Source organism: Marinomonas aquiplantarum (assembly GCF_003314975.1).
GTDB lineage: Bacteria > Pseudomonadota > Gammaproteobacteria > Pseudomonadales > Marinomonadaceae > Marinomonas > Marinomonas aquiplantarum.
Genome location: NZ_QNRF01000003.1, coordinates 272,839 through 295,612 on the forward strand (window position 1 = coordinate 272,839; position 22,774 = coordinate 295,612).

The window sequence follows — 22,774 nt, forward strand, 5'->3', positions numbered from 1 at the left end:
GCTTAGTGTTGCTCCTCTTCACCTTCGTAACCGCTAAACTCTAACCATACCGCATTGATGATACCGAAAGAGCAAGCTAATAAAATGCCTAGAATCCAAGCGAAATACCACATGATTCATTCTCCTATTTATGGATTGGCTGAAGTATCAGGCCTCAGCCAATCTTGGGTCAATATTGTTAATGTCTTATCTCTATCGATCTAGACTTAGTACAAAGAATGCTTGTTGGCTTCAATGTGCTCTTTGTTCAAGCGACCGTACATGACGAAGTAGCTCCACAAGGTGTAGCCCAACACGATTGGCACAAAGATGCAGGCCACAACAAACATGATCATCATGGTGTTTTCGCTAGAAGTCGCGTCCCACATAGTCAAGCTCATGCTTGGGAAACTTGATGAAGGCATCAAGAATGGGAACATAGAGCCACCAGCCGTGACAATAATGCCTGTAATACCCAGAGAAGAGCTCAAGAAGGCCATGCCACCTTTACGCTTGATGCCTGCAATCGCCGCCATCAACATGCCTAAGATGCCAATCGCCGGTGCCAACATCAGAGCTGGTACTTTTTCATAGTTCGCTAACCAAGCACCTGGCTGAGTTTCCGCTGTTTTCATTAGCGGTGTCATGGCTTCATTACCATTAATGGCGCTAGTAATCACATAGCCGTCAATACCAAAGGCTAACCACACACCCGCAAGGATGAAGAACACCGCGGCCAACAAACCTGTAATGGATGTTGCCATACCAGCTTTACGCAACAGGTCGCCTTCGGTTTTCATTAGCAACCAAGCACCGCCTTGAGTCACCAGCATCATCAAGCTGACCAAACCACATAGGATGGCGAATGGGTTCAGCAAGGCGAAGAAGGAACCTGTGTAAGTGACACGAAGGTATTCATCAAACTGGAAAGGCACACCTTGTAGCAGGTTACCGAATGCTACACCGAAGATAATCGGTGGCACAGCGGAACCAAATACAATGCCCCAATCCCAAGAATTACGCCACTTTGAGCTTTCTAACTTAGAGCGGTAGTCAAAGCCGATTGGACGGAAGAACAAGGCCGCCAACACCAACATCATGGCAAAGTAGAAGCCAGAGAAGGACGTTGCGTAGACCACAGGCCAAGCCGCAAACAAAGCACCACCAGCGGTGATGAACCAAACTTGGTTACCGTCCCAGTGCGGTGCAATGGAGTTGATCATGATACGACGCTCAGCATCGTTACCACCGATTACTTTCAACAAGCTACCGACGCCCATGTCGAAGCCGTCGGTTACGGAGAAGCCAATCAGCAAAACGCCGACCAACACCCACCAAATGATTTTTAATAATTCGTAATCCATCTTATACCCCTTGCTTTAACTGATCAGCTTCTTGTTCAAGCGCGTAGCGTCCAGTGTGTAAGCTGGAAGGCCCCTGCTTGGCAAAACGAATCATCAAGTACATTTCTGCCACTAAGAAGGCGGTGTACAGAACGGTGAAACCAATAATAGTCAGCCAAATTTCGCCAGCAGTTAGACTGGAAACCGCTACGTGAATCGGTAAGACCTCACCAATCGCCCAAGGTTGACGACCGTATTCGGCAACGAACCAGCCAGTTTCACAAGCGATCCAAGGCAGTGGCAAGCTGGCAACGAAGAACTTAAGCAAGGTACGGTTTTGACCAATGCGACGACGTGCGTTTTGGTAGAAAGCCACCGCAAACATCAGCAACATTAGGAAGCCACAAGCCACCATGATGCGGAAGGAGAAGAACAAAGGTGCTACTCGTGGAATGGAATAGTCCACCGCCATATCGATGTCTTCAGGGGTTACTCGGTTAATGTCTTCGTTGAAGGCAGTAACCAGCAAACCGTAGCCTAGATCGTCTTTCACTTTCTCAAAGTTTTCGATGAGCAAAGGATCTTTGTTGCCAGAACGCAATTCTTCCAACAGCTGATTGGCATAGATACCGTTAATAATGCGCTGACGGTTATGCTCTTTCAGGTCTTTGATGCCCATCACTTCTTCGTCTAAAGAACGTGTGGCAATCAAGCCCATCAAGCCGGGTATACGCAAGGCAAACTCAGTTTCTTCAAGCTCTTGATTTGGGAAGCCAATCACGGTGAAAGGCGCTGGTGCTTCGTGTGTTTCCCACTCAGCTTCAACCGCCGCCAATTTCACTTTTTGTACTTCACCTAACTCGTAACCCGACTCGTCACCAAGGATGATCACACTCAATACAGACGCTAAACCGAACGCAGAAGCGATAGCGAAAGAGCGACGCGCAAAGGCAAGATCACGACCTTTTAATAGGTAATAACTGGAGATGGCCAATACGAACACTGCGCCAGTTGTGTAACCAGCAGAAACGGTGTGAACAAATTTCACCTGTGCCACTGGGTTCAATAACAAAGCACCGAAATCCACCAATTCCATTCGCATGGTTTCGTAGTTGAAGTTTGAGCCAACTGGGTTTTGCATCCAGCCATTGGCGATCAAAATCCATAACGCCGATAAGTTAGAACCTAATGCAACTAACCAAGTCACCATCAAGTGCTTGACCTTGCTCATACGGTCCCAACCAAAGAAGAACAAGCCGACTAAAGTGGACTCTAAGAAGAAGGCCATCAAGCCTTCAATGGCCAGCGGCGCGCCAAAAATATCGCCCACATAATGAGAGTAATATGACCAGTTGGTTCCGAATTGGAACTCCATGGTCAAACCGGTAGTTACCCCCAAGGCAAAGTTAATCCCAAACAATTTACCCCAAAACTTCACCATGTCTTTGTAAATTTGTTTACCCGTGATCACATAGACCGACTCCATGATCGCAAGTAAAAAAGCCATCCCTAGTGTTAAAGGGACAAACAAAAAGTGGTACAGAGCAGTAAGAGCAAACTGAAACCGCGATAATTCCACTACAGCTTCGTTAATCATATGACTTCAACCCATTCATTTGATTGAGAAAAAGGCGTTTGTCGACACATTCTGGCACCGTGTTCTTTTTATCTAACGCCCACCGAAGCCCCAAAACTAATATCAGGGCTTACTATAAGAATGGATTATGATTGCTGTTGAATTTCGAAACATTGCTGTAGATCAAGATAAAGAGATTGAAAGAAATAAGCAGGAAAAAACTTTGCTTTGAAAGTAAAGAGCAATGATTATTGCTAACGATGATGTACAATCTTTAGCTTTATCGAACAAGTGGTCGCGGATGACCCTGACTATCGCTATACGGAAATCAATTCATGAAGGCCTTTTTTAACATGTTTGCTTTTTTACGTCTGATGACATTCGTGTCGTTGGCTAGCTTATTGCTGGCTTGTGAACAGAGTACGGATGTCGAAAAAAACGCCAACCTGACACAACAGGTCACGAATAACCCAGAAGGTGTCCAAAACCACCTACTCTATATGGAAGGCCCAAGTGGCGATTTTAAACTCCATTATGCCAGCAGTGACCGCACGCTTACCCCAAGAGACACCCTAGTTTTTATTCACGACACTGGGGAAGACTCATCCAGCTTTCGCCGCTACTTTCAAGCGGATAACGTCAAACAAAAGTATCGTTTAATCGCTTTGGATCGTCCTGGTTGGGGCAAGTCCACCTACGCTGGTGATTTTCCGAGTCGCTTGGAAATACAATCTGAAATGCTCGCGCCTGTGATCCAGAATATCTGGGAACGTAATGGCAAAGAGAAAATTTTGTTAGCCGGACAAGGTTATGGTGGCGCGTTGGCTTCTTTACTGGCCGCCGAGCACCCAAATTTTGTGCGCGGGGTTGTCTTGATCAATGCCACACTCACCGAGCAACAAACTCAAGCCGCATGGTATGCCTCAGCCTTGAAATGGCTGCCGAGTTTTTTCTTTTCTCAGTCTTGGCAACATGCTCAATTGGAGCAGGTTGATTTGGCGTCGAGTTTAAACCAAGCAAAAGTCCAATTTGCGGGTTTAAATCAACCTATCGGTTGGTTGCAGACGGTTGAGGCGGAATCGGCTCATCCGGGCACGTATATGCGCTTGGCCAAAGACTTATTTCAACAGGCTGATATCCATCTCACCCTAATCGAAAAAGCCGACAATAAAGGCCAACAACAATATCCAGAGCAAGTCATGAGATCGGTACAAGCCATTAACATTCATAGCCGCTATTAATCGCTGTGACGTAATGGCTGTGACGGCTAATCGGAAGAAAGACAAAGCGGCCATTTTGTTCATTAAGAGACCGCTTCGTTTCATGTTCCAAGTGACGTTAGCTTACCGCTTCAAGGGCTTGGCGCACATCGGCAATAATGTCGTCAATGTTTTCGATGCCAACAGAGATACGTACTAGGTCTTTACTCACACCCGCTTTCGCCAGTTCTTCATCATTCAACTGACGGTGAGTGGTCGACGCCGGATGACACGCTAGAGATTTCGCATCACCTATGTTCACCAGACGCAGGATCATCTGTAAAGCATCGATGAATTGCGTACCAGCCGCTAAACCACCTTTGATACCAAAGCTCAGTACCCCAGACGCTTTACCACTGGTAATGCGTTGGCTGATGTCATGATACTGGTTGTCTGCCAAGCCCGCATAATTTACCCAGCTGACTTTGTCATGGGATTGTAGATAGTTCGCCAGTTTTTCAGCGTTCGAGCAATGACGTTCCATGCGCAGACCAAGGGTTTCCAAACCCTGCATAATCAAGAAAGCACTGTGTGGCGAAAGTGCTGCACCGGTATTACGCAGCGGCACCACACGACAGCGACCAATGTACGCTGCCGCGCCTAACGCTTCGGTATAAACCACATCATGATAAGACGGATCTGGTTCATTCAACATAGGGAAACGAGCTTTGTTGGCCACCCAATCAAACTGACCAGAATCGACGATGATGCCGCCGACAGTGGTCCCGTGACCGCCAATGTATTTGGTTAGGGAATGCACCACAATGTGTGCGCCCAATTCAAACGGACGACATAAAAATGGTGTCGCCACCGTGTTATCAACAATCAGCGGAATACCGTGTTTGTTAGCAATTTTTGCTAAGGCTTCAATGTCGACAATGTTACCTGCTGGGTTGCCAATGGATTCACAAAAAATCGCGCGGGTATTGTCATCAATGGCGGCTTCAAAACCGTCAAAATCGTCTGCTGATACCATACGCGCTTCAATGCCTTGACGCGGAAAACTGTGAGCAAACAAATTATACGTTCCGCCATACAACTGACTGGTACTGACAAAGTTACTACCCACATCGCAAATACACTGCAACGCATACGTGATGGCCGCCATACCGGAAGCGACTGCCAAGGACGCAATGCCACCTTCCATTGCCGCAATACGTTGCTCAAGCACGTCTGTGGTTGGGTTCATGATGCGTGTGTAAATATTGCCTTGAACTTTTAAGTCAAACAGATCTGCGCCATGCTGAGTATCATCAAAGGTGTAAGACGTGGTTTGATAAATCGGCACCGCTGCGGCTTTCGTGGTGTCTTCGGAAGTGTAACCATGGTGAAGAGCAAGTGATTCTAACTTCATTTTTATCGCCTGTTATTGTTTTTAGGGGAAGATAATAGTACGCAGAACCAGAGACAGGATAAAGGGCAAAACTGTCAACTGAGTATGAACCCGCTTAGTCACAGGAGACTAAGCGGGTTCGATGCTATTGATACCCTACTCTCTTTATCGTAAACAAGGATTAATCGACTTGGCCTAACAACGACTTTAATTCTGGCATTTTCGCCATCATCGCTTGGTATCCAGCCTCTACGCCAACCTGTTTGGAGCTCGAAACACCACTGCCTTTTGGCTCATAACTTGGCCTCACCACAAGGTCGGCACTCATAATTTCGTCTTCGCTGAGACGACAAGCCAGTAACCTGAAGGTAGCCAGTTGCACGCCTATCGAAGTTTTATCCGCCGCAGGCTGATTGCCACAATAGATATCAACGGCGATGACCATATCTGCTCCCATGGCTCTGGCGTAATGCACAGGCACAACATTTAACACACCACCATCGACTAACAAATGCTCATTGTGCTGAACGGGAATAAACGCCCCAGGGATGGAGGAGGATGTCTGCACAGCCTGCCCCGGGTTCCCATCCGTGATCAACACCGATTCAAGGTCTGTCATATCAGTGGCCGTAATGCCAATCGGTATACTCATGGCCGATAATGTTTGCTGAGGCACCGACGCATTTATCCAGTCAGCCAGATTTTGTCCGTTCACAAGACCTTGCTTTGATAACACAAAGTCCATTAAGTCATACTCGCTAAACGCCATGAGAATACTTTCTAGCTTGTCATAAGACTGACCAGAAGCATACAAGGTAGCGGCAACAGAACCAGCCGAAGAACCAGTGACTAAGTCCGCTTTAATGCCATGCTCATGCAATGCTTTGATCACCCCTAGATGCATGTAGCCTCTCAAGCCACCACCACCAAAAGCAATTGCTAAAGTTTGATTATCTGTCTGTAAGGGTTCCACCGCCATTTGCTTAGTGATGTGCAATTGTTGATAGTGGTTGTCTTTGGCACATCCCACCAACAGCCACAAAGAAAGCATCACCAAGCTGATGAAGCGAATTTGTCTATTAATCATTTGAGGATTTTTCCTGAATCAGTATAGATAAAAGCGGACCCCTAATGCGGCCGTTGTTTCGTATTCCTGTTGTGACGCAAAAAACAGCGTAGGAACAACTTCTGCGAAAAATGACATTCCAGAATCCAGCAAGACTTCTGCGCCTATCGGCAATCTGAGTCCCCACACTTGCTCTTTACTGCCATGAAAGTCTCGAAAAGCATTCGCAGACATTACAACCCCTCCTATTCCGCTATAAAGTACGAGAGCAGGTGCAAACACCGACTGAGAGGCCGTTGAATAAAGATGCGCGTCCAAATATAAGAAGTGTGAGCTGTTTAGGTCTGAATACGCGCCTAAATCCATACTGAATCCATCAAAGTAAGCTTTATCGGTATAGTAGAAAGCATCATTGTTATAATGCCCTATCCCCAGTGAAAAATGCTCTGTCGCGATTGCCCCACTGGGCAGCGCCCCTAAGAAGATGCTAAATAAAACCCACTTTTTCATCCTACAAAGTCCATTTCAGGGAGGTTTTTTCTTCCGATAGCTGCCACAACTTAGCGGCCATATTTCTGTCTAGCGCCACCTCGTCCAGTGGACACTCTCCCACTGGGCCAACCGTCTGAGCTCGGCTGGTTGGACCATAAAGTTTGTTTGCTTTCAGGTTATCTTGAGTCGCACACATGACTTCTGGCCATGCGCCTTTCTCCGCGGACTGAGCAATCACACGAGATAAGACAGCCCAAAGAATCTTATTGAAACGGCTTGCCGTATCCTTCAATAAATTTGTTCTTGAAGCCCCTGGATGACAGACTTGTACTTGAACGTTGGCATTCGATGCGGCAATGCGTCTTTGCAGCTCATAAGCAAACATCATTTGCGCTAATTTGCTTTGCGCGTAAGCATTCCAAGCGGAGTAATTTTGGTTAAAGTTTAAATCGTCAAATTGAATGGTCTTCAGTCCCATTTTGTAGGCATTACTTCCCACTACAACAATACGCCCACCAGTTGCCTCGATACGCTCAAACAACAAACCACACAACAAAAAGTGACCGAAATGATTAACGCCTAGCTGGCTTTCAAAACCGTCGACCGTCATTTCCTGTTGCGCGACTTGCGCTATGGCCCCATTGCAAATCAGCGCATCAATCTGTTGAACATTTTCCAATATTTGCGCCGCAGCATGACGAACCGAATCCAGTTTGGCGAGATCCATTTGAATGAACGAGAGCTCCGCCTTCTCACCAAACTCTTGCTTGAGATCCGCGATGGCTTGTGTCGATTTCACTGGATTTCGATTCAACATGACAACTTTCGCTCCTTTGCGAAGGAAGATGCGCGCTGCCTCAAACCCAGCCCCCGAATTTGCGCCAGTGATCACAAAGGTTTTACCGTCCAAAGTATCAATCGCTTCTGGTGTCCAGCCAATTGCACCAAATAGATGTTTATTCGTTGTCATAGTGTTAGATCCCATCGTTTTTTCCTGCCCCAACAATAAGAGGTCGAGCGTCAGAGAAAGTGAATTTATATAAAGTATTCAAATGTCTGAGGAACACTATAACTCTCAGACAAGAACACAAATAGGCGATAAACTCTCTAAAAATTGCCTATTTGTATCATTACATTGATGAGCTGATTTTCGGATGCTAATTTAATGGCAACACTTCATAGCATGGTGACACGATGAGTAAACCTTTAATAAAACAGCTGATTGAAAGCAAAATGAGCGAAGATGGTATGTTCGATACCGGCATCAAGGGCGTACAACTGTTTCGAGTTACTAGTCCTGTTCGCTGTGCACCTGCTGTTTATGAACCGAGTGTGATTGCCATTGTCAGCGGGGCCAAAGAAGCCATCTTAGACGGGAAACGCTATGTGTATGACAACAGCCAATACATGTGTTGTTCAATGTCAATGCCAGTTGAAGCTGGCACGCCGACTGCCTCCCCTGAAAAGCCATTATTGGGCGTTTCCATTTCCTTGAGTACTAAGGTTATGACAGAACTGGCGATTGAAATGGAAAATGCCAGTGGGGCCATTCGCAAACCTCAATCCAGCGCCATTCCACCAGGCTTTGCGCTGTCTGAGTGGGATGATGATTTTTCCGATGCGTTATTAAGGCTTTTACAGTTAGGTCATAGTGCAGCGGATTCCTCTATCCTTGGTGAAGGACGACTTCGTGAGCTTTATTATGCGGTACTAAAAGGCGCTGCTGGGGAATCAGCAAGACGGGCTTTTGGCGTCGGTAATGAAATTGCCAAGTCCATTGAATACCTTTCAACTCACCTTAACGACACCATTACTATTGATGAAATGGCTTCTCAGATAGGCATGAGTCGCGCGGTTTTACATCGCAAATTCAAGGAAGCCACGTCTATGTCTCCTATTCAATTTGTGAAATCAATGCGATTGAATACCGCCGCGATGAAAATTGCGACCGGAACCAATGTTAGTCAAGCCGCAATGGAAGTGGGTTATGTCAGTTCTTCTCAATTCAGCCGAGAGTTTAAACGCATGTACGGCCAGTCGCCCAAACAATGGAGTCATGGCTCACAGATACCAGACAGCATCAAAATTTGATGCTCTAAGCCCATTGTCATTAAGGCATGGAACCATTCTCAATATCTAATTTAACGAACGCAGGAACCGTAAATGGACTCTGTTTTACTCTACAGAATGATCGGCGTGGTGCTCATTTTTCTTGGTATTTTACTTGCGGTGAACCCAGAGCTGGTGAGCCATAAGCCCATTCCCGAAGATACCTTTAAAGCCATTGAAAGACGAATTTGGTGGGGGTTATTGATTGGCGTGGGAATGCTACTGCAGTTTCATCAGCAGTGGCTTCCTTGGCAAGCGACAGTTTCAGCGACAGGCGCAACCTTGCTCCTAGGGTTACTGATCGCCCGTCTGATTGGCATCCTCTTGGACGGTTCAGTCATGAAACAATGGGTAAATGTCGGTATTGAGATTATCTTACTCATACCTTTTATTTGGTGGTATATGAAAGTTCGTGTGTAGGCTGTTTTTAATCTTCATCAGTAAGCCGCGACAGAATAAGACACCTTTCATTCTATTTCTGACAGGGTTAAGCCTGAGATGCATTAGAGTGAAAAGGCTGCGCCGCCATTTCAGCATCGCCTTGCACGGTTACTCGATGCAAACGTCGCGGTTCATCACCATAATCAGTGACTGCAAAATGCTGCGTAATACGGTTGTCCCAAATCGCCACGGAATTTTCTTGCCATTGAAAACGCACCTGATGCTGGGTTTGTCGAGCTTTGCTAAAAAGTCGCTCTAATTGTGCGTCACTTTCCTGTTCACTCATGCCGACAATAGCGCGAGTAAATTGTTCATTAATGAAAAGTACGCTTTGTTGCGTTTCGGGATGCGGTTGTACCATGGGTCTGAGCAAGGGCGGAAAATCTTCGGATCGTTTGCTCACCGAGCTTTCACCCTGTTCATTTATGTCATCGTAACGACTGCTGGCAAAGGCGTGCAATGCGTGAACCGCTTGTTTATCTTGCACGCTTTCTTGTTCGGCTTCACTCAGCTCTGTCCACACGGCAGCCATGTCACACCAGATGGTATCGCCACCCTGTTGTGGAAGATGCTGCGCATGTAGGATGGAGCATTTAGGAGGGATACTTTGCCAGGTCATATCCGTATGCCAGAAACTTTTACCTGGCGGATTACCGCGAGCCGTTTCAATCACCACCACACGATTATCCTCCTCCAAATGAGGGAAAAATGGGTGCGCAGCTTCCAGTTCCCCAAAGCGCTTGCCTAAGGCGAGATGCTCATCGACCGTTAACCCTTGATCTCGAAAGAACAGCACCTTGTGCTGCAAAAAAGCCTGATACAAGAGCGCAAACTGCGCATCAGACAAATCGCTCAATACCACATCTTCCACCATAGCACCGATGGATTCCGTTAACGCTTGTATTTTCATCACAGGCTCTAATTCTCTTTGGCTCGACACAGTTTCATATTATTAGACGTGTTTTCCCTGTGATGATTACACTTATAAGAGTCGAAAACCGACCTCTTTCACCTCTTCACCGATTTGCTGGATCGAATAGCAAGCCAATGCTTCGCCTTCAACCTGAGTGCTGGTTTGTTTCCAAACCAAAGTGGCGACGCCCCCACGCCGTAAGATCGTGAGTAGCTGCCATTCTAGATCCAAGCTGGTCAGAAACTCGCTCTTCTGCCACTGAGCCTCAACATTCTTTCTGTTATCTGGGTCGTATAATTCTTCATCCGTTTGGTATTTAGAGAAGAGCGCCCAGTCTTTAGCATTGGATCCCTTAATCACGTCATCAATCATTGGCTTGGCAGTGCTAAAAATATCTTCGTCTGTTTTTTCCGTTACCTTCATAATACCGACCTCGATGCTTCCTTTTATATTGATCATTCAAGACCAAGAATTCGCTGATGATTTCCTGAACTCAGTCTCCAACAGCCTCATGTTTTGCCGAATGAATTATGACGTTTGCAAAGCTTTCTGTATTTCTGCCTTAATATCCAACAACAATAAAAAAGCCCCCTCTGGCGACATATTGTAAGGGTCAAATTGATCATTTGAGCTGTACTGATAAAACAGCTCGGACAAGGTCTGAGTGTCTTGTAAATAGCCCATGTGCCATTCAGAAAACGATCGTTTAGGGATGGATTGATAGTCAAGGATTTCAAGACGCTGATGCCGCGGATCACGAGCAATACGGTGGTATATTTCGTTAACCTGCTGACGAGAGCCCTCAAGGCACTGTAAAAAATATTGCCGATTAAAAGACAGCATTCCAGTGACATGTTGCTTCGCATTGTTTCGCTCAGCCGAGGACAGAATCTGCTTAATGTCATCTGGGGAAAAATCGTCACTAATGGTACTCGCATAAAGCAAACAAACTAAACTCATAACCACCCTTAAACTGTACAAAATTATTAACGTTGACGATTCTTATCGTCGTGATGTCGTTCTGTCTTTACAGAGAGTATGCAGGCTCAATCTTAAAGAAAAGTAATACCCCGAGGTTTCCTCTTCAGTTTAGTCAATCAAACCAGTGTTAAAGAAGCAGCACAGACATCCATGTATTTCGCCAACTGAGCGTCTTTCTCAGAGATACCAGACACATCATGCGTGGTCAATTGGACGTTCACCTTACTGTAGACATTAAACCATTCGGGGTGATGGTTCATTTTCTCCGCGTACAAGGCCACCATAGACATAAAACCAAAAGCGGCGACAAAATCCGCAAACACAAACTGCTTGGTGATTTTTCCCTCTTCTAAATGCCAACCATCATGGTGCTGATTGAGTTCAGCCAGAAGCGCTTGGATTTGAGTTTGGTTGTATTTTTCAATCTGCATGTCACTTCCCCTGAAATGATTCCACTCATTTAAATAATCAACAATGCCTGAAGCTTCCTAAGCTGGCTTGCCTATTCCTACAAAACCTAGAATATTAGTGTAAACAAAACAAGTTTAGTACTAAGCAAAGAAGAACGTCACTGTCGTCTTAAATAGCGCAATCATGACGACGATTGTCTGTTATCTCTTTATTCAAAAAGCGGGCGAAAAAAGCTTCGATCGTAACTTAAAATACACTGAGTCTCTTCTGCATATTGGAAGGCGCGAATGCATTCTTCATCTGCAAGCGATTTCATTCGATATTCTTCGTATGCCGCTAAGCTAGGAAAAGAAAATAAGGCCAAGGCTTTATTATTAGCGCCCTCTGAAGGAAGAAAATAGCCATGATGGGTGCCACCAAATTTATTGACGAGTGGGATCCAAAGCTTAGCGTAATGCTCAAATTCTTTCACTTTGTAAGGGTCAATGACGTAATTAAGATAACAAGTAATCAATTTTACTACTCCAAATCTCTATGCTTAACCTTCGGCTAAGCGGTATATAAAAGGTTATTGCTTGACGATGCGGCGCAAACCGCCTTTATGTCTTATTACTGAAAACCAGTGCCGACCCAAACCCAACGAAGATTCCTCCAGTAATACGGTTAAACCACACCAAGACTTGCTCTTGTTCTAAGTAGCTACCTAACCGAGAGGCCAATACAACATAGGTGACTAGAAACAAGAAGGAACAAATGGCAAACGTACCAGCGAGTATGACAAATTGCAGAAAAACAGGTTGATCAAGATTGATAAATTGAGGAAATAGCGCGGTATAAAAAGCAATCGCTTTAGGGTTACTGAGACCGACGACATAGGTTTCGCCAAATAGTTTTAAACGACTTGGGATTGCCAATTTCACAGATGTGAAACGATCTCCATCACGAGATACTGGCTGAGAACGCCATGCTTTTACACCCAAATAAATCAGGTATAAGCCCCCTATCACTTTTATAACGGTATACAACACGGGAGACGCTAAAATAACGGCCCCCAAACCGACTGCCGACACAGAGGCCAACGTCAGCATGGCGACGACATTACCAACGACTCCGATAAGCGCCCTTCGCACTCCATATTTCGCACCATTTTTAATAGATAAAAAGACCGCTGGTCCAGGGCTTGCGGTCGCGACAATGCAAATACCCAAATATAAGAAGTAATCCATCCTTTCAACTCCACTAATAGGTAAAAGTTATCAGTATTAACGAATAAATTGGTTCAGCGACAAGCTTGAATGTCATCACAAAATGCCTTGAAAGCCACCTGCAATACACTGGCTATGTCTTTGTCGTTAACAATGCCATCAGAGTCTAAACCACTGCTCAATAAAGGTATCGAGACACAAGCCTCTTCAACAATTCGCCCAGACATGGTGGTGAGCACTTCCCTTAAGTGCGCTTGCGCATGAGATGCTCGTGGCGATGTGTTGATCAGCATTATGGGCTTATATGGAAACTCAAGGCTGCTGACCAACCAATCAAGGGCATTTTTTAAAGGCCCGCTAATGCCGTGAGCATATTCCGGCGTTGCCAACACTAACCCTGACGATGCTTTTAACGCGGCCTTTAAATTCTCCAAAGAAGCAATTTTTTCGTTTTCACGATCTGGATTAAATAACGGCAAATCCCCAATCTCGCCCACCTCGACTTCGACATGATCAGGTGCCAATATTTTCAGTGCATTGATGACGGCTGAATTGTATGAGTTTTTTCGAAGGCTGCCCGATAATGCGAGGACATTTAAAGTTTCCATTTAATGCAATACTTCCTAAAGGTAATACGAAGCGCCTAGCAGTGTGAGCCAAATAGCGCTATGTGATACTAGAGTTTGTTAGATATTACACACCGATTAACTTAAGAACGCTTGCAGGCCCAGCTCTAAAGAGTGGACTAATGGAATCAGCTTCTTTCATGTGAGGCGTTTCATCATGCTTAGCAAGACATTCTTCTGATGCCCAACGTTCCGTTAGAACAAATTTCACATCGCTGCCTGACACCCTATTCAATTCATACTCAAGACAACCCTCTTCACCCAACACAAGCGGCCTAATTTTTTGGTATAAACTGATTTGCTCCTCAGCCTTTCCGGGTTGAACTTCAATTAATATGACAAGTTTTACTTCCTTTCCCATTTCTTTTCCTTAATCAATTTTGCAAAAAGCGAATCTGATCGATTGAGCACACGTTTCCTTACTCATAATGACCGCCTGTCGTTGATGTTAATGCCTTTACCAATGGAGAACACTTCATTTACCTAATGAAAGTAAAACAGCTTGTTCAGCATGAATCGCCGTCGTGTCATATAAACGCACACTTGTATGCTCTTGTTTTACCAATAGCGCTATTTCTGTACAACCGAGCACAATCGCTTCTGCACCCTGCTGATGCAAACGATCTATTATTTCGAGATATTGGTTTCGAGAATCCTCTTGGATAATACCGAGACACAACTCATTGTAAATGATGTCGTGAATCACCTTTTGGTCATCTAAATTCGGCACCATGACGTCGACACCAAATTTATCAATAACGCGCTGCTTATAGAAATCTTGCTCCATCGTAAAACGTGTGGCTAATAAACCAACTTTTTTAACCCCGTCAGAAACCAATTTGTTGGCCGTGGCATCTGCGATGTGAAGAATAGGAATGGTAAGGGAGGATTCAATTTGAGAAGCCACTTTATGCATAGTATTCGTGCAGATTAGTAAAAAGTCGGCACCGCCCGCTTCAATACCTTTAGCGGCTTTCGATAAAATATCAGCCGTCTCAGCCCACTTTCCCTGATGCTGTAGATGTTGGATTTCATCAAAATCCACACTATACAAACAAATTTTAGCAGAATGTAGACCACCTAAATGGTGTCTGACAGATTCATTGATGGCTTTGTAATAACTCGCGGTGGATTCCCAACTCATGCCACCCAACATTCCAATTGTCTTCAAAGTTTTCTCCAGATGTCGGTTCAGTTTTTGCTTCTGCTTTGACCACCGAAAAGAGCATTAGCTATTGATACGCTTTCTTGCCACTCTACTGTTTCTTTCTTCCAATTGGGAGTTCTAGATGTATAACCACCTTATTATCGACTTTTTTAGAAAAAAGTACTCCAACGCCAGCCAGAAGAAATCGAAACACTTGCGAGCAGAGAAAAAACTAATCCCAATTACGCTTTCGCAAGCTTTTAATCTGCCCCTTTTTCTTCTTGCTATCAACACGCTTTTTCTGTGAAGAGCGAGTCGGTTTGGTTGGGCGACGGACCTTTTGCACCTTGATCGCGTCAAGAATCAGTTCTTTGAGGCGTGCTAAGGCGTCTTCTCGGTTCAGTTCTTGGGTACGATGCTGCTGAGCTTTAATCACAATATCGCCGTCTTTTGTAAGACGCGAATCTTGCAACGCCAGCAATCGTTCTTTATGAAAGTCAGGTAAAGAGGAGCTGGCTACATTGAAGCGCAGATGAATAGCGGAAGAGACCTTGTTGACGTTTTGTCCACCCGCGCCTTGTGCTCGAATGGCGGTCAATTCGATTTCGTCATCGGGTATGGCAACCGCGAGGGATATTTGCAACATAGTCAGTTCATTCTTTATCTATTTGATTGATGGCAAAGAGTATATCAGGATTTGTAATTTGTGACTTTACGGCATCGTTTCGTGGGTTTTTATCCGCTATACTGGGTGTTTTATTTTGGCTAAATTTAGGAGTGTCATGTGACTCAGTTCCGCCCTTGTATCGACTTGCATCAAGGTAAGGTTAAACAAATCGTTGGCGGCAGCCTCAATGATGAAGGCGCAACAGAGAACTTCATCAGTGAGTACAATGCAGAGCATTATGCTCGCTTGTACCGTGAACACGGTTTAACGGGTGGTCATGTGATTGCGTTAGGCAAAGGCAATAAAGATGAGGCCATGAGCGCCTTACGTGCCTACCCTAACGGCTTGCAATATGGCGGTGGCGTGAAAGATTCTAATGCTGCTAGTTATCTAAACGCTGGCGCTTCTCACGTTATTGTAACGTCCTACTTATTTGAAAATGGCGAATTCTCTTGGGATCGCCTTGATAAAATCAAACGTGAAACCGGCACAGACCGTTTAGTATTAGATTTAAGTTGCCGACGCACTGCAGACGGCTGGTTCATTGCTACGGATCGCTGGCAAACCATTACCTCAACGCAAGTCAATCACGATAACTTGGTGGAATTAGCCAATCACTGCGACGAATTTTTGATTCACGCGGCCGATGTAGAAGGCTTGCAAGCAGGCATTGATGAAGACTTGGTCAGCCTACTAGGAAAGGCCTGCCCTGTGGCCGTCACCTATGCTGGTGGCGCGCGCGCTTTGCACGATTTAAAACGTGTTCATGAATTGTCCGCAGGTCAAGTGGACTTAACCATTGGCAGTGCCTTGGATATTTTTGGTGGCAAAGGGGTGACCTTGGACGAATGCATTCTGTGGAATCAATCCCAAGCATAATACCTTGCTCAAGCCTTACCACAGACAAGCTTTACACTTTATTTAGTCAAATTCGACTGGGATGTCGACTTGGCTTATCTCGACATCAAGTGCCGCATACCGCATACTTGGTGTCTGTATTTTTTTCCTAATTGTCAGGACGGTTAGATGTCAATATTTCGTAGTGGCCTGTTACTTGTGACGCTCTTTTTGAGCGCTTGCTCGATGCCCATTTTTTCTCCTCAACCAGACGCTACTGACCAAGTTAAAGACTCTGCAACGGATTTGATTACACCCAATCAACAAGTTGTTATCGAAGAGCCAGCAAAAGCGACTGGCTATGCGGAGGACTTGGCAGATTTAAACAAATATCAGCAAAGTGCTGAAAAGCATTATCAAGCATTAAACACTCGTCTTGGCAGTGCCAATAAGCCGCCGAGAATCATTGAGGCCGATCTATTATCTCGTGAAGCCTTGCAAGCCAGTATTCAACAATTGCGCACTTATATAAGCCAAACCAATACGGAATTGGCCGCATTGGATGCCCGCGTAGGTGAGCGTCAACAAATGCCGATCAGCGGCGATCTGGTGCGTTTGTTCTTATCTGAAACCACGGTCAATGAAGCGGTAGGCAGTTTTAAGGCGCAACCTCTGATTGGTCAATGGGTCCGCGGCGAATCCCGAGTCATTCGTTTAAAAGACAATTTTTTGTTTGAGAGCCCGAATTCAGAAGACGTAACCATTACTTTTTCTGAGCGATATCAAATTTTGATCAACGGCCAAGTCGTAATGACAGTGTCGCCACAAAGAGCTAAGAACAGCGCCAAATTCCAAGTCCCTACTCAGGATCAAGGCGGCTCATTGATTGGTAAATTGGATTATCGTCTGGTCAACAACTGATCTCTTTGAAGGGTTATTGCGTGTTTGGCTTAAGGTATAACCAGATGATGAGAAGGATCAATTAAACTCTGATCCTCATGTGAGCCATTATCACGTCCGTGAAAACATGTGGCCCTCAACCAGACTTAGCATCACGACTCAAGGGGCGTGATGCTCTCGCCTTTCGCAGCTTCCCGCTGTCGCTGCGCATTGTCCATCTGTACTTTTAATTGTGACAATGGTTTAGTGAGCGCTTTCATCAGTGACTTGGTGTTAACTTGTTGAAGCAGCTTTTCCAACTGATGAGCCACATATTGGTTCACTTGCATTAACCTTTGCGGTTGCTGTGTAAGCGTCATTTTCTGACTTTGCCAGTAAGCGTCACCCACAGAACCACTTAACGCACTGGCAGCTTGATGGTGTGTCGTATGCGGTGATTTATGCTTTTCAATCATGTCCCAAATGGTTTCACAAAACTGCTGGAACGCTTCACCTAAACGGTGAAAAACTTGTTTATCTAAGGTGTTCGTTGCTTTACGGCAAAAGTCCAAATTGGCCATCATGCCGTCATAACAGATGGACACCATATCCTGTAAAATGCGCATGTCTATGGCGAGTTTGCCACGTCGGTAAAATCTCAACATGTTTTCCTCCCATGCTATTTAAATGACTTTAATCTGTCTTAATGTGTTGACCTTAACCCTGAGGCAAGGGTTTTGACTTTTTGGTTAAATCGTTTTCAATAAAGGGTGAACTTTGTGCAAACAAGTTTGAATAAACTGAGAGTTAGCGCAAAGTAACAACCTATGGCCTAGGCTTAGACCCTTGCCTTGTGATCTCATTTGGCTAAGTTCATAAAACTAACGAAAGGAAATCATGAAAACAGCGCCGAAGTTATTCTTACAAATTCAACAACCAGAGCTGGCCAGTGAGTTACTTGCTTTGTCTAGCCTGCAGCAATTTGAACTGAATATCAGTCAACAAGGACACAGCTGGTTAGCACAACTGATCGACAGCCAATGTGATATTGCGATCATTGAAGCCAATGCGGATCAGCAAGAGCAACTTGAGGCATTGAGCCAACACCCTGTCTTGGATAAGGTGCAATGTATTTTCCTTAGCCAAGGAGAGCCGTCTCTGATCATGGATCAGTTAATGCGACAAGGCGCTGGTGTTCACTACCGAGCTCCGTTTAACTTCTCGCAACTCGAAGCCAATTTGAGCGAGTTGTTTTCGTCATTAGATCCAGCACCACAAACACCTTCGCCACAAAGCAGTTATCTCGATCAATTCGGTTTACTGGTTGGCTCATCACCCTGTATGCATCAGCTGTATCGCACTTTACGAAAAGTTGCCGCCAGTGATGCCAATACCTTTTTGATTGGTGAGAGCGGCACGGGTAAAGAGCTGGTAGCTAATACCTTGCATTTATTTAGCCAAAGGTCAGATGCGCCTTTTATTGCCGTAAACTGCGCCGCCTTAAGTCCAGAGTTGATCGACAGTGAGCTCTTTGGTCATGTCAAAGGGGCTTTTACTGGCGCGCACAAAGACCATATTGGTGTGTTTGAACAAGCCGAAGGCGGCACGCTTTTTCTCGACGAAGTCACCGAGATGCCCTACGAGCATCAAGCCAAACTGTTACGTGTTTTGGAGTCTGGTGAATATCGTCCAGTTGGTTCGCAAAGCTTTAAACAAGCCAATGTACGCGTGGTCGCCGCGACGAACCGAACCCCCAAAGACGCGATTGAGGAAGAAAAGTTCCGCGAAGATTTATACTTCCGTCTCGCCCACTTTCCCATTCAGGTGCCTCCCCTACGCAATCGTCAAGGTGATGCCGTTGGTCTTGCCCAACACTTTTTGGCCTATCGCAACACTCAAGATCAGACAAATAAAACTCTGTCCGATCAAGCGATCAATAAAATCGCTGAGTACAACTGGCCTGGTAATGTGCGTGAACTAAAACACACCATTGAACGTGCCTTTATCCTTGCGGAACACACCATATTAGCCGAGCACATAGTGACCGATGGTTTGACAGACACCAACGACTCTCAACAACAGATCCCCACGGGCATGCCGCTGGAAGACATTGAGAGAATGGCTATTCTCAAAACCCTGGCTGAAAATCAGGGCAACCGTAATGACACGGCACAGCAACTTGGTATCAGTGTCAAAACCCTCTATAACAAGCTAGACAAATACGGTACGGATTCGTTGCCTCAGGCTTAAGCTCAACCGTGTCTGTTGCCACTCTTTAACAGAGCCGTCTTTGACCAGACTATTAATGCGATCAAGTCAAAACAAAAAAGGGCTCAAACGAGCCCTTTTTCCATATGCTCTTAGCAATCCGTGTCTTTGCTGTCCATTTTCTCTTTAACTTGTTCACACGTATCTTCCACGGCGTTGCCCGCATCCGTCATAGTGCTATCTAGACTGTCACCGGCTTCGTCCATAGTACCTTGTACGCTTTCACCCGCATTGTTTAGCGCATCACCTGCATCGTCAATGGTTTGCTCTACTGCATCACCTGCTTGTGATAGAGAGTCTTCTACTGCGTTCTTTTCTTCATCCTGACCACATGCGGCCAATGTACCCGCTGTTACCAAAACCAATGCTGTGTTTAAAAGTGTACGTTTGATGCTCATAATGTTCTCCATTTTAGTTTCTAGTCCAAGAATGATCGTTCAGGCCAAATCGGCTGTATGTATTCGAACTCTTGTCATCGCAATCGATGTCTTACCGATTCGCTGTAATCTGTATATTGCGAAGCCTGTGCCAACTTTTAATAAAACTTATAAGATATTGTTTTTAATAGATAATTTTATTTTCTCTGTGATTTTTAGTGTCTTTTTTACTGTTTTTAATCGGTTATTTTTACTGATTGGCTCGGTAACAATTTCCGTCGAATAAATGTAAAGACGCAAAAAATATGGCAAAGTCCTGTGTTACTGGCCGTTACGATGGCGAACGGACTTTGATGCTCAAAAATTAGGATCCCTCATGACTGACGCTTTGTTGCTGACTTTTATTTTTCTTGTTGCCGGTGTGGTTTCCGTTCCCATTGCAGCACGCTTAGGTCTTGGCTCTGTACTGGGCTATTTGCTGGCAGGCATTTTGATCAGCCCGTTATTATCCTGGTTTCATGTGGACATAGTGTCGCTGCAACACTTTGCTGAATTGGGTGTGGTGCTGATGCTGTTTTTAGTCGGCTTGGAATTGCACCCGAAAAAGTTATGGTCGATGAAAGCACGCCTGTTTGGCTTAGGTGGGGGGCAAGTTGCGTTCTGTGCCGCCTTTATCATGGCAGTGGCCATGCTGTTCGATCAGCCTTGGCAAACCAGTTTAGCCATTGGGTTAGTATTGGCCTTGTCCTCTACCGCTATTGTCATTCAATCACTGACCGAAAAAGGCTTGATGAAGTCCGATGGTGGTCAATCCTCTTTTGTGGTTTTGTTGGCGCAGGACATTTTGGTCATTCCTATGTTGGCGCTCATTCCCTTGTTAGCCTTACCGGAATTACAGCATTTAGTTCACGCAGCTGATGCTGACACCACAAGCCATAGCGCTGTTTTGTTAGAAGGCTTAGCGTCTTGGCAAGTACCACTGGTGATCATCGCTGCCATTGCTAGCATCATCATAGGGGGCAGTTATTTGGTCACTCCTATTTTTCGCTTTATCGCCGTTGCGCAGCTGCGTGAATTGTTTACTGCTACGGCGCTCATGTTTGTAGTGGGGACGACATTATTAATGTCTTTGGTCGGCCTATCTCCCGCATTGGGCACTTTTCTAGCGGGCGTGGTACTGGCCAATTCGCCTTACCGCCATGAGTTGGAGAGTGACATAGCCCCTTTTAAAGGCTTGTTGCTGGGCTTGTTCTTTATGACCGTTGGTGCGGGAATCAATTTCACCTTGTTATCGGATAAATGGTTACTGATTCTTAGTCTAACGTTAGGCTTAATTTTGCTTAAAGCGAGTGTACTTTGGTTACTCGGTTGGGCCTTTAATATTCGCGGCTCGAATCGCTGGTTGTTTGCACTGGGCTTGGCTCAGGCTGGTGAATTTGGCTTTGTGCTCTTGTCTTTCACTGTCAGTAACGGTGTGATTGCGGACGCTGTTGCCGATGTACTGTTACTGGTGGTAGCCATTTCTATGCTGCTGACACCATTGTTATTTATTCTCTATGATAAAGTCATTGCTCCACACTATGCAGCGGGCCAAAGTGATAAAGCATTTGATGAAATGCCAGACGACAATAACATTTTGATCGCCGGTTCAGGGCGTGTCGGTACTACCCTAGACAACCTCCTCCGCTTGGCGGGCTTCCATTCTACTGTGATTGACTTCAGTACCAAACGCTTAGAGGCATTAGAGAAGTTTGGCGTTAAACATTATTTCGGTGATGCGACCCGTCCTGATTTATTAAAAGCCGCTGGGATCGAAGATGCCAGTGTGTTTATTATTGCTATTGATAACCCTGAACAGGTCACTCAGTTAGTGCAGCACGTAAACCACCACTTTCCAAACATTCACATCATTGCCCGTGCTTTTGATAACAACCATGTTTACGACCTATGGTCTTATGGCTGTCGAGATATTATTCGTGAAACCTATGACAGTAGCTTACGTATGGGGCGTTCTACTTTTGAAGCTCTAGGTATGAATCGAGACACGGCCGAACAAATGATTGATGTGTTTGTCCAACACGACAAAGTGTCTATGATTGAGGTTGCCGATGCCCATAAAATTGGTGTGCCCTTCCATGAAAACCAAGCTTTTATTCAACGCTTGCGAGAATATCTGGAAGAGAAAAATCCGCAGTTACAAGCCGCTATGGAAAAGATCAAGACGGAAGACAAGCAAGACTCTCTTTGACAGCACTGGTGGGAATGTTTATAACAAGACCCCAAATGCACAATTACCTTTCGATGAGGCAGATTTCTGACTATTTATGGCGAATATTTTATTTGTTTACTCCACAACAGACGGCCACACTCTAAAAATCAGCCAAACCATGCAAACGGTTATGGAACAAGCAGGACAACAGGTTCAACTACTGCCTCTTGATCAGGTCAATGCAGAACAACTGTCTCAATGTGACAAATTGGTGATTGGCGCGAGCATCCGCTACGGTAAGCACCAAGCGAGTTTGGTGCAATTCATCGCTGATAACAAAGCCGTCATTGAAAGCAAACCCAGTGCTTTTTTTACCGTTAACTTGGTCGCTCGCAAGGCTGAAAAATGCGAACCTCATACCAATCCATACATCATTAAGCTACTTGATCAATTGGCTTGGCAGCCTAGCTTACAAGGGGTGTTTGCCGGTAAGTTAAATTATCAACAATACGGTTTCCTTGATCGCAATATGATTCGCTTCATTATGTGGGTAACCAAAGGGCCAACCGACCCAACCACCAATCAAGAATTTACCGATTGGCAAAAAGTAGATGAGTTTGCCCACGCCGTTTGTCAGCTTTAAATCACCGTCTATT

The 22,774-nt window shown here is 45.3% G+C and carries 27 protein-coding genes; 8 read left to right on the plus strand and 19 right to left on the minus strand.

Annotated elements, in window-relative coordinates:
• Window positions 1–2: 2 nt before the first annotated feature.
• The 3 genes from cydX to DFP76_RS07090 all read right to left on the minus strand — a co-directional run bounded on the left by cydX (window position 3) and on the right by DFP76_RS07090 (window position 2,919).
• Window positions 3–113, minus strand: coding sequence for a cytochrome bd-I oxidase subunit CydX (gene cydX / locus DFP76_RS07080; RefSeq protein WP_113873953.1), 111 nt, complete (start codon window positions 111–113; stop codon window positions 3–5).
• Between the two features lie 93 nt (window positions 114–206).
• On the minus strand, window positions 207–1,343 hold the full coding sequence (gene cydB / locus DFP76_RS07085; RefSeq protein WP_113873954.1) for a cytochrome d ubiquinol oxidase subunit II: 1,137 nt from the start codon (window positions 1,341–1,343) through the stop codon (window positions 207–209).
• 1 nt (window position 1,344) lies between these two features.
• Window positions 1,345–2,919: a cytochrome ubiquinol oxidase subunit I gene (locus tag DFP76_RS07090; RefSeq protein WP_113873955.1), complete on the minus strand. Its 1,575-nt coding sequence runs from the start codon at window positions 2,917–2,919 to the stop codon at window positions 1,345–1,347.
• A 332-nt stretch (window positions 2,920–3,251) separates the two neighbouring features.
• Between DFP76_RS07090 and DFP76_RS07095 the strand changes: the two genes are divergently transcribed.
• Window positions 3,252–4,139: an alpha/beta fold hydrolase gene (locus tag DFP76_RS07095; protein ID WP_181799805.1), complete on the plus strand. Its 888-nt coding sequence runs from the start codon at window positions 3,252–3,254 to the stop codon at window positions 4,137–4,139.
• A 97-nt stretch (window positions 4,140–4,236) separates the two neighbouring features.
• Here DFP76_RS07095 and DFP76_RS07100 read toward each other — a convergent pair whose 3' ends face one another.
• From DFP76_RS07100 to DFP76_RS07115, 4 genes are all read right to left on the minus strand, one after another.
• The gene (locus DFP76_RS07100) at window positions 4,237–5,511 is read right to left on the minus strand and encodes an O-acetylhomoserine aminocarboxypropyltransferase/cysteine synthase family protein (RefSeq protein WP_113873957.1); all 1,275 of its coding nucleotides are present in this window, start codon (window positions 5,509–5,511) and stop codon (window positions 4,237–4,239) included.
• 160 nt (window positions 5,512–5,671) lie between these two features.
• A complete protein-coding gene (locus DFP76_RS07105; RefSeq protein WP_113873958.1) occupies window positions 5,672–6,577 on the minus strand; it encodes a patatin-like phospholipase family protein in 906 nt (301 codons plus the stop codon).
• Window positions 6,578–6,595: 18 nt separating this feature from the next.
• Complete coding sequence (locus DFP76_RS07110) at window positions 6,596–7,066, minus strand: hypothetical protein (RefSeq protein WP_113873959.1); 471 nt, start codon at window positions 7,064–7,066, stop codon at window positions 6,596–6,598.
• A gap of 1 nt (window position 7,067) precedes the next feature.
• Window positions 7,068–8,018: an SDR family oxidoreductase gene (locus tag DFP76_RS07115; protein WP_113874149.1), complete on the minus strand. Its 951-nt coding sequence runs from the start codon at window positions 8,016–8,018 to the stop codon at window positions 7,068–7,070.
• A gap of 224 nt (window positions 8,019–8,242) precedes the next feature.
• Here DFP76_RS07115 and DFP76_RS07120 point away from each other — a divergent pair, with 224 nt between their 5' ends.
• Both DFP76_RS07120 and DFP76_RS07125 read left to right on the plus strand, forming a co-directional pair.
• Window positions 8,243–9,139 carry an AraC family transcriptional regulator gene (locus DFP76_RS07120; RefSeq protein WP_113873960.1) on the plus strand — a complete coding sequence of 299 codons (897 nt, stop codon included), beginning with the start codon at window positions 8,243–8,245 and terminating at the stop codon, window positions 9,137–9,139.
• A 72-nt stretch (window positions 9,140–9,211) separates the two neighbouring features.
• Window positions 9,212–9,577 carry a DUF4345 family protein gene (locus tag DFP76_RS07125; protein ID WP_113873961.1) on the plus strand — a complete coding sequence of 122 codons (366 nt, stop codon included), beginning with the start codon at window positions 9,212–9,214 and terminating at the stop codon, window positions 9,575–9,577.
• 67 nt (window positions 9,578–9,644) lie between these two features.
• Here the strand turns inward: DFP76_RS07125 and DFP76_RS07130 are convergent, their stop codons facing one another.
• From DFP76_RS07130 to arfB, 10 genes are all read right to left on the minus strand, one after another.
• Complete coding sequence (locus DFP76_RS07130) at window positions 9,645–10,508, minus strand: TauD/TfdA dioxygenase family protein (RefSeq protein ID WP_113873962.1); 864 nt, start codon at window positions 10,506–10,508, stop codon at window positions 9,645–9,647.
• 72 nt (window positions 10,509–10,580) lie between these two features.
• Window positions 10,581–10,934: a hypothetical protein gene (locus tag DFP76_RS07135; protein ID WP_113874150.1), complete on the minus strand. Its 354-nt coding sequence runs from the start codon at window positions 10,932–10,934 to the stop codon at window positions 10,581–10,583.
• Between the two features lie 105 nt (window positions 10,935–11,039).
• A complete protein-coding gene (locus DFP76_RS07140; protein ID WP_113873963.1) occupies window positions 11,040–11,471 on the minus strand; it encodes a BLUF domain-containing protein in 432 nt (143 codons plus the stop codon).
• 137 nt (window positions 11,472–11,608) lie between these two features.
• Window positions 11,609–11,923 (minus strand): 4a-hydroxytetrahydrobiopterin dehydratase, encoded by a 315-nt coding sequence (locus tag DFP76_RS07145; RefSeq protein ID WP_113873964.1) that lies wholly within the window; start codon window positions 11,921–11,923, stop codon window positions 11,609–11,611.
• A 188-nt stretch (window positions 11,924–12,111) separates the two neighbouring features.
• Window positions 12,112–12,417 (minus strand): NIPSNAP family protein, encoded by a 306-nt coding sequence (locus tag DFP76_RS07150; RefSeq protein WP_113873965.1) that lies wholly within the window; start codon window positions 12,415–12,417, stop codon window positions 12,112–12,114.
• 85 nt (window positions 12,418–12,502) lie between these two features.
• Window positions 12,503–13,129, minus strand: a complete 627-nt coding sequence (locus tag DFP76_RS07155; protein ID WP_113873966.1) for a LysE family translocator — start codon at window positions 13,127–13,129, stop codon at window positions 12,503–12,505.
• 53 nt (window positions 13,130–13,182) lie between these two features.
• On the minus strand, window positions 13,183–13,716 hold the full coding sequence (locus DFP76_RS07160) for an NADPH-dependent FMN reductase (protein WP_113873967.1): 534 nt from the start codon (window positions 13,714–13,716) through the stop codon (window positions 13,183–13,185).
• Window positions 13,717–13,801: 85 nt separating this feature from the next.
• Window positions 13,802–14,095 carry an antibiotic biosynthesis monooxygenase family protein gene (locus DFP76_RS07165; protein ID WP_113873968.1) on the minus strand — a complete coding sequence of 98 codons (294 nt, stop codon included), beginning with the start codon at window positions 14,093–14,095 and terminating at the stop codon, window positions 13,802–13,804.
• Window positions 14,096–14,209: 114 nt separating this feature from the next.
• Complete coding sequence (locus tag DFP76_RS07170) at window positions 14,210–14,905, minus strand: aspartate/glutamate racemase family protein (protein ID WP_113873969.1); 696 nt, start codon at window positions 14,903–14,905, stop codon at window positions 14,210–14,212.
• Between the two features lie 208 nt (window positions 14,906–15,113).
• Entirely contained in the window at window positions 15,114–15,527 is a 414-nt protein-coding gene (gene arfB / locus DFP76_RS07175) for an alternative ribosome rescue aminoacyl-tRNA hydrolase ArfB (RefSeq protein WP_113873970.1), read from the minus strand.
• A 138-nt stretch (window positions 15,528–15,665) separates the two neighbouring features.
• Here arfB and hisA point away from each other — a divergent pair, with 138 nt between their 5' ends.
• Together hisA and DFP76_RS07185 are read left to right on the plus strand one after the other, a co-directional pair.
• Window positions 15,666–16,427, plus strand: a complete 762-nt coding sequence (gene hisA / locus DFP76_RS07180; protein WP_113873971.1) for a phosphoribosylformimino-5-aminoimidazole carboxamide ribotide isomerase — start codon at window positions 15,666–15,668, stop codon at window positions 16,425–16,427.
• 147 nt (window positions 16,428–16,574) lie between these two features.
• Entirely contained in the window at window positions 16,575–17,306 is a 732-nt protein-coding gene (locus tag DFP76_RS07185) for a hypothetical protein (RefSeq protein ID WP_113873972.1), read from the plus strand.
• A gap of 131 nt (window positions 17,307–17,437) precedes the next feature.
• Here the strand turns inward: DFP76_RS07185 and DFP76_RS07190 are convergent, their stop codons facing one another.
• A complete protein-coding gene (locus DFP76_RS07190) occupies window positions 17,438–17,929 on the minus strand; it encodes a hypothetical protein (RefSeq protein WP_113873973.1) in 492 nt (163 codons plus the stop codon).
• A gap of 232 nt (window positions 17,930–18,161) precedes the next feature.
• Here DFP76_RS07190 and DFP76_RS07195 point away from each other — a divergent pair, with 232 nt between their 5' ends.
• On the plus strand, window positions 18,162–19,514 hold the full coding sequence (locus DFP76_RS07195) for a sigma-54 interaction domain-containing protein (RefSeq protein WP_113873974.1): 1,353 nt from the start codon (window positions 18,162–18,164) through the stop codon (window positions 19,512–19,514).
• A gap of 110 nt (window positions 19,515–19,624) precedes the next feature.
• Here the strand turns inward: DFP76_RS07195 and DFP76_RS07200 are convergent, their stop codons facing one another.
• Window positions 19,625–19,930 carry a hypothetical protein gene (locus tag DFP76_RS07200; RefSeq protein ID WP_113873975.1) on the minus strand — a complete coding sequence of 102 codons (306 nt, stop codon included), beginning with the start codon at window positions 19,928–19,930 and terminating at the stop codon, window positions 19,625–19,627.
• Between the two features lie 355 nt (window positions 19,931–20,285).
• Here DFP76_RS07200 and DFP76_RS07210 point away from each other — a divergent pair, with 355 nt between their 5' ends.
• Window positions 20,286–22,157, plus strand: coding sequence for a cation:proton antiporter domain-containing protein (locus DFP76_RS07210; protein ID WP_113873977.1), 1,872 nt, complete (start codon window positions 20,286–20,288; stop codon window positions 22,155–22,157).
• Window positions 22,158–22,233: 76 nt separating this feature from the next.
• Entirely contained in the window at window positions 22,234–22,761 is a 528-nt protein-coding gene (gene hemG, locus DFP76_RS07215) for a menaquinone-dependent protoporphyrinogen IX dehydrogenase (protein ID WP_113873978.1), read from the plus strand.
• Window positions 22,762–22,774: the final 13 nt, after the last annotated feature.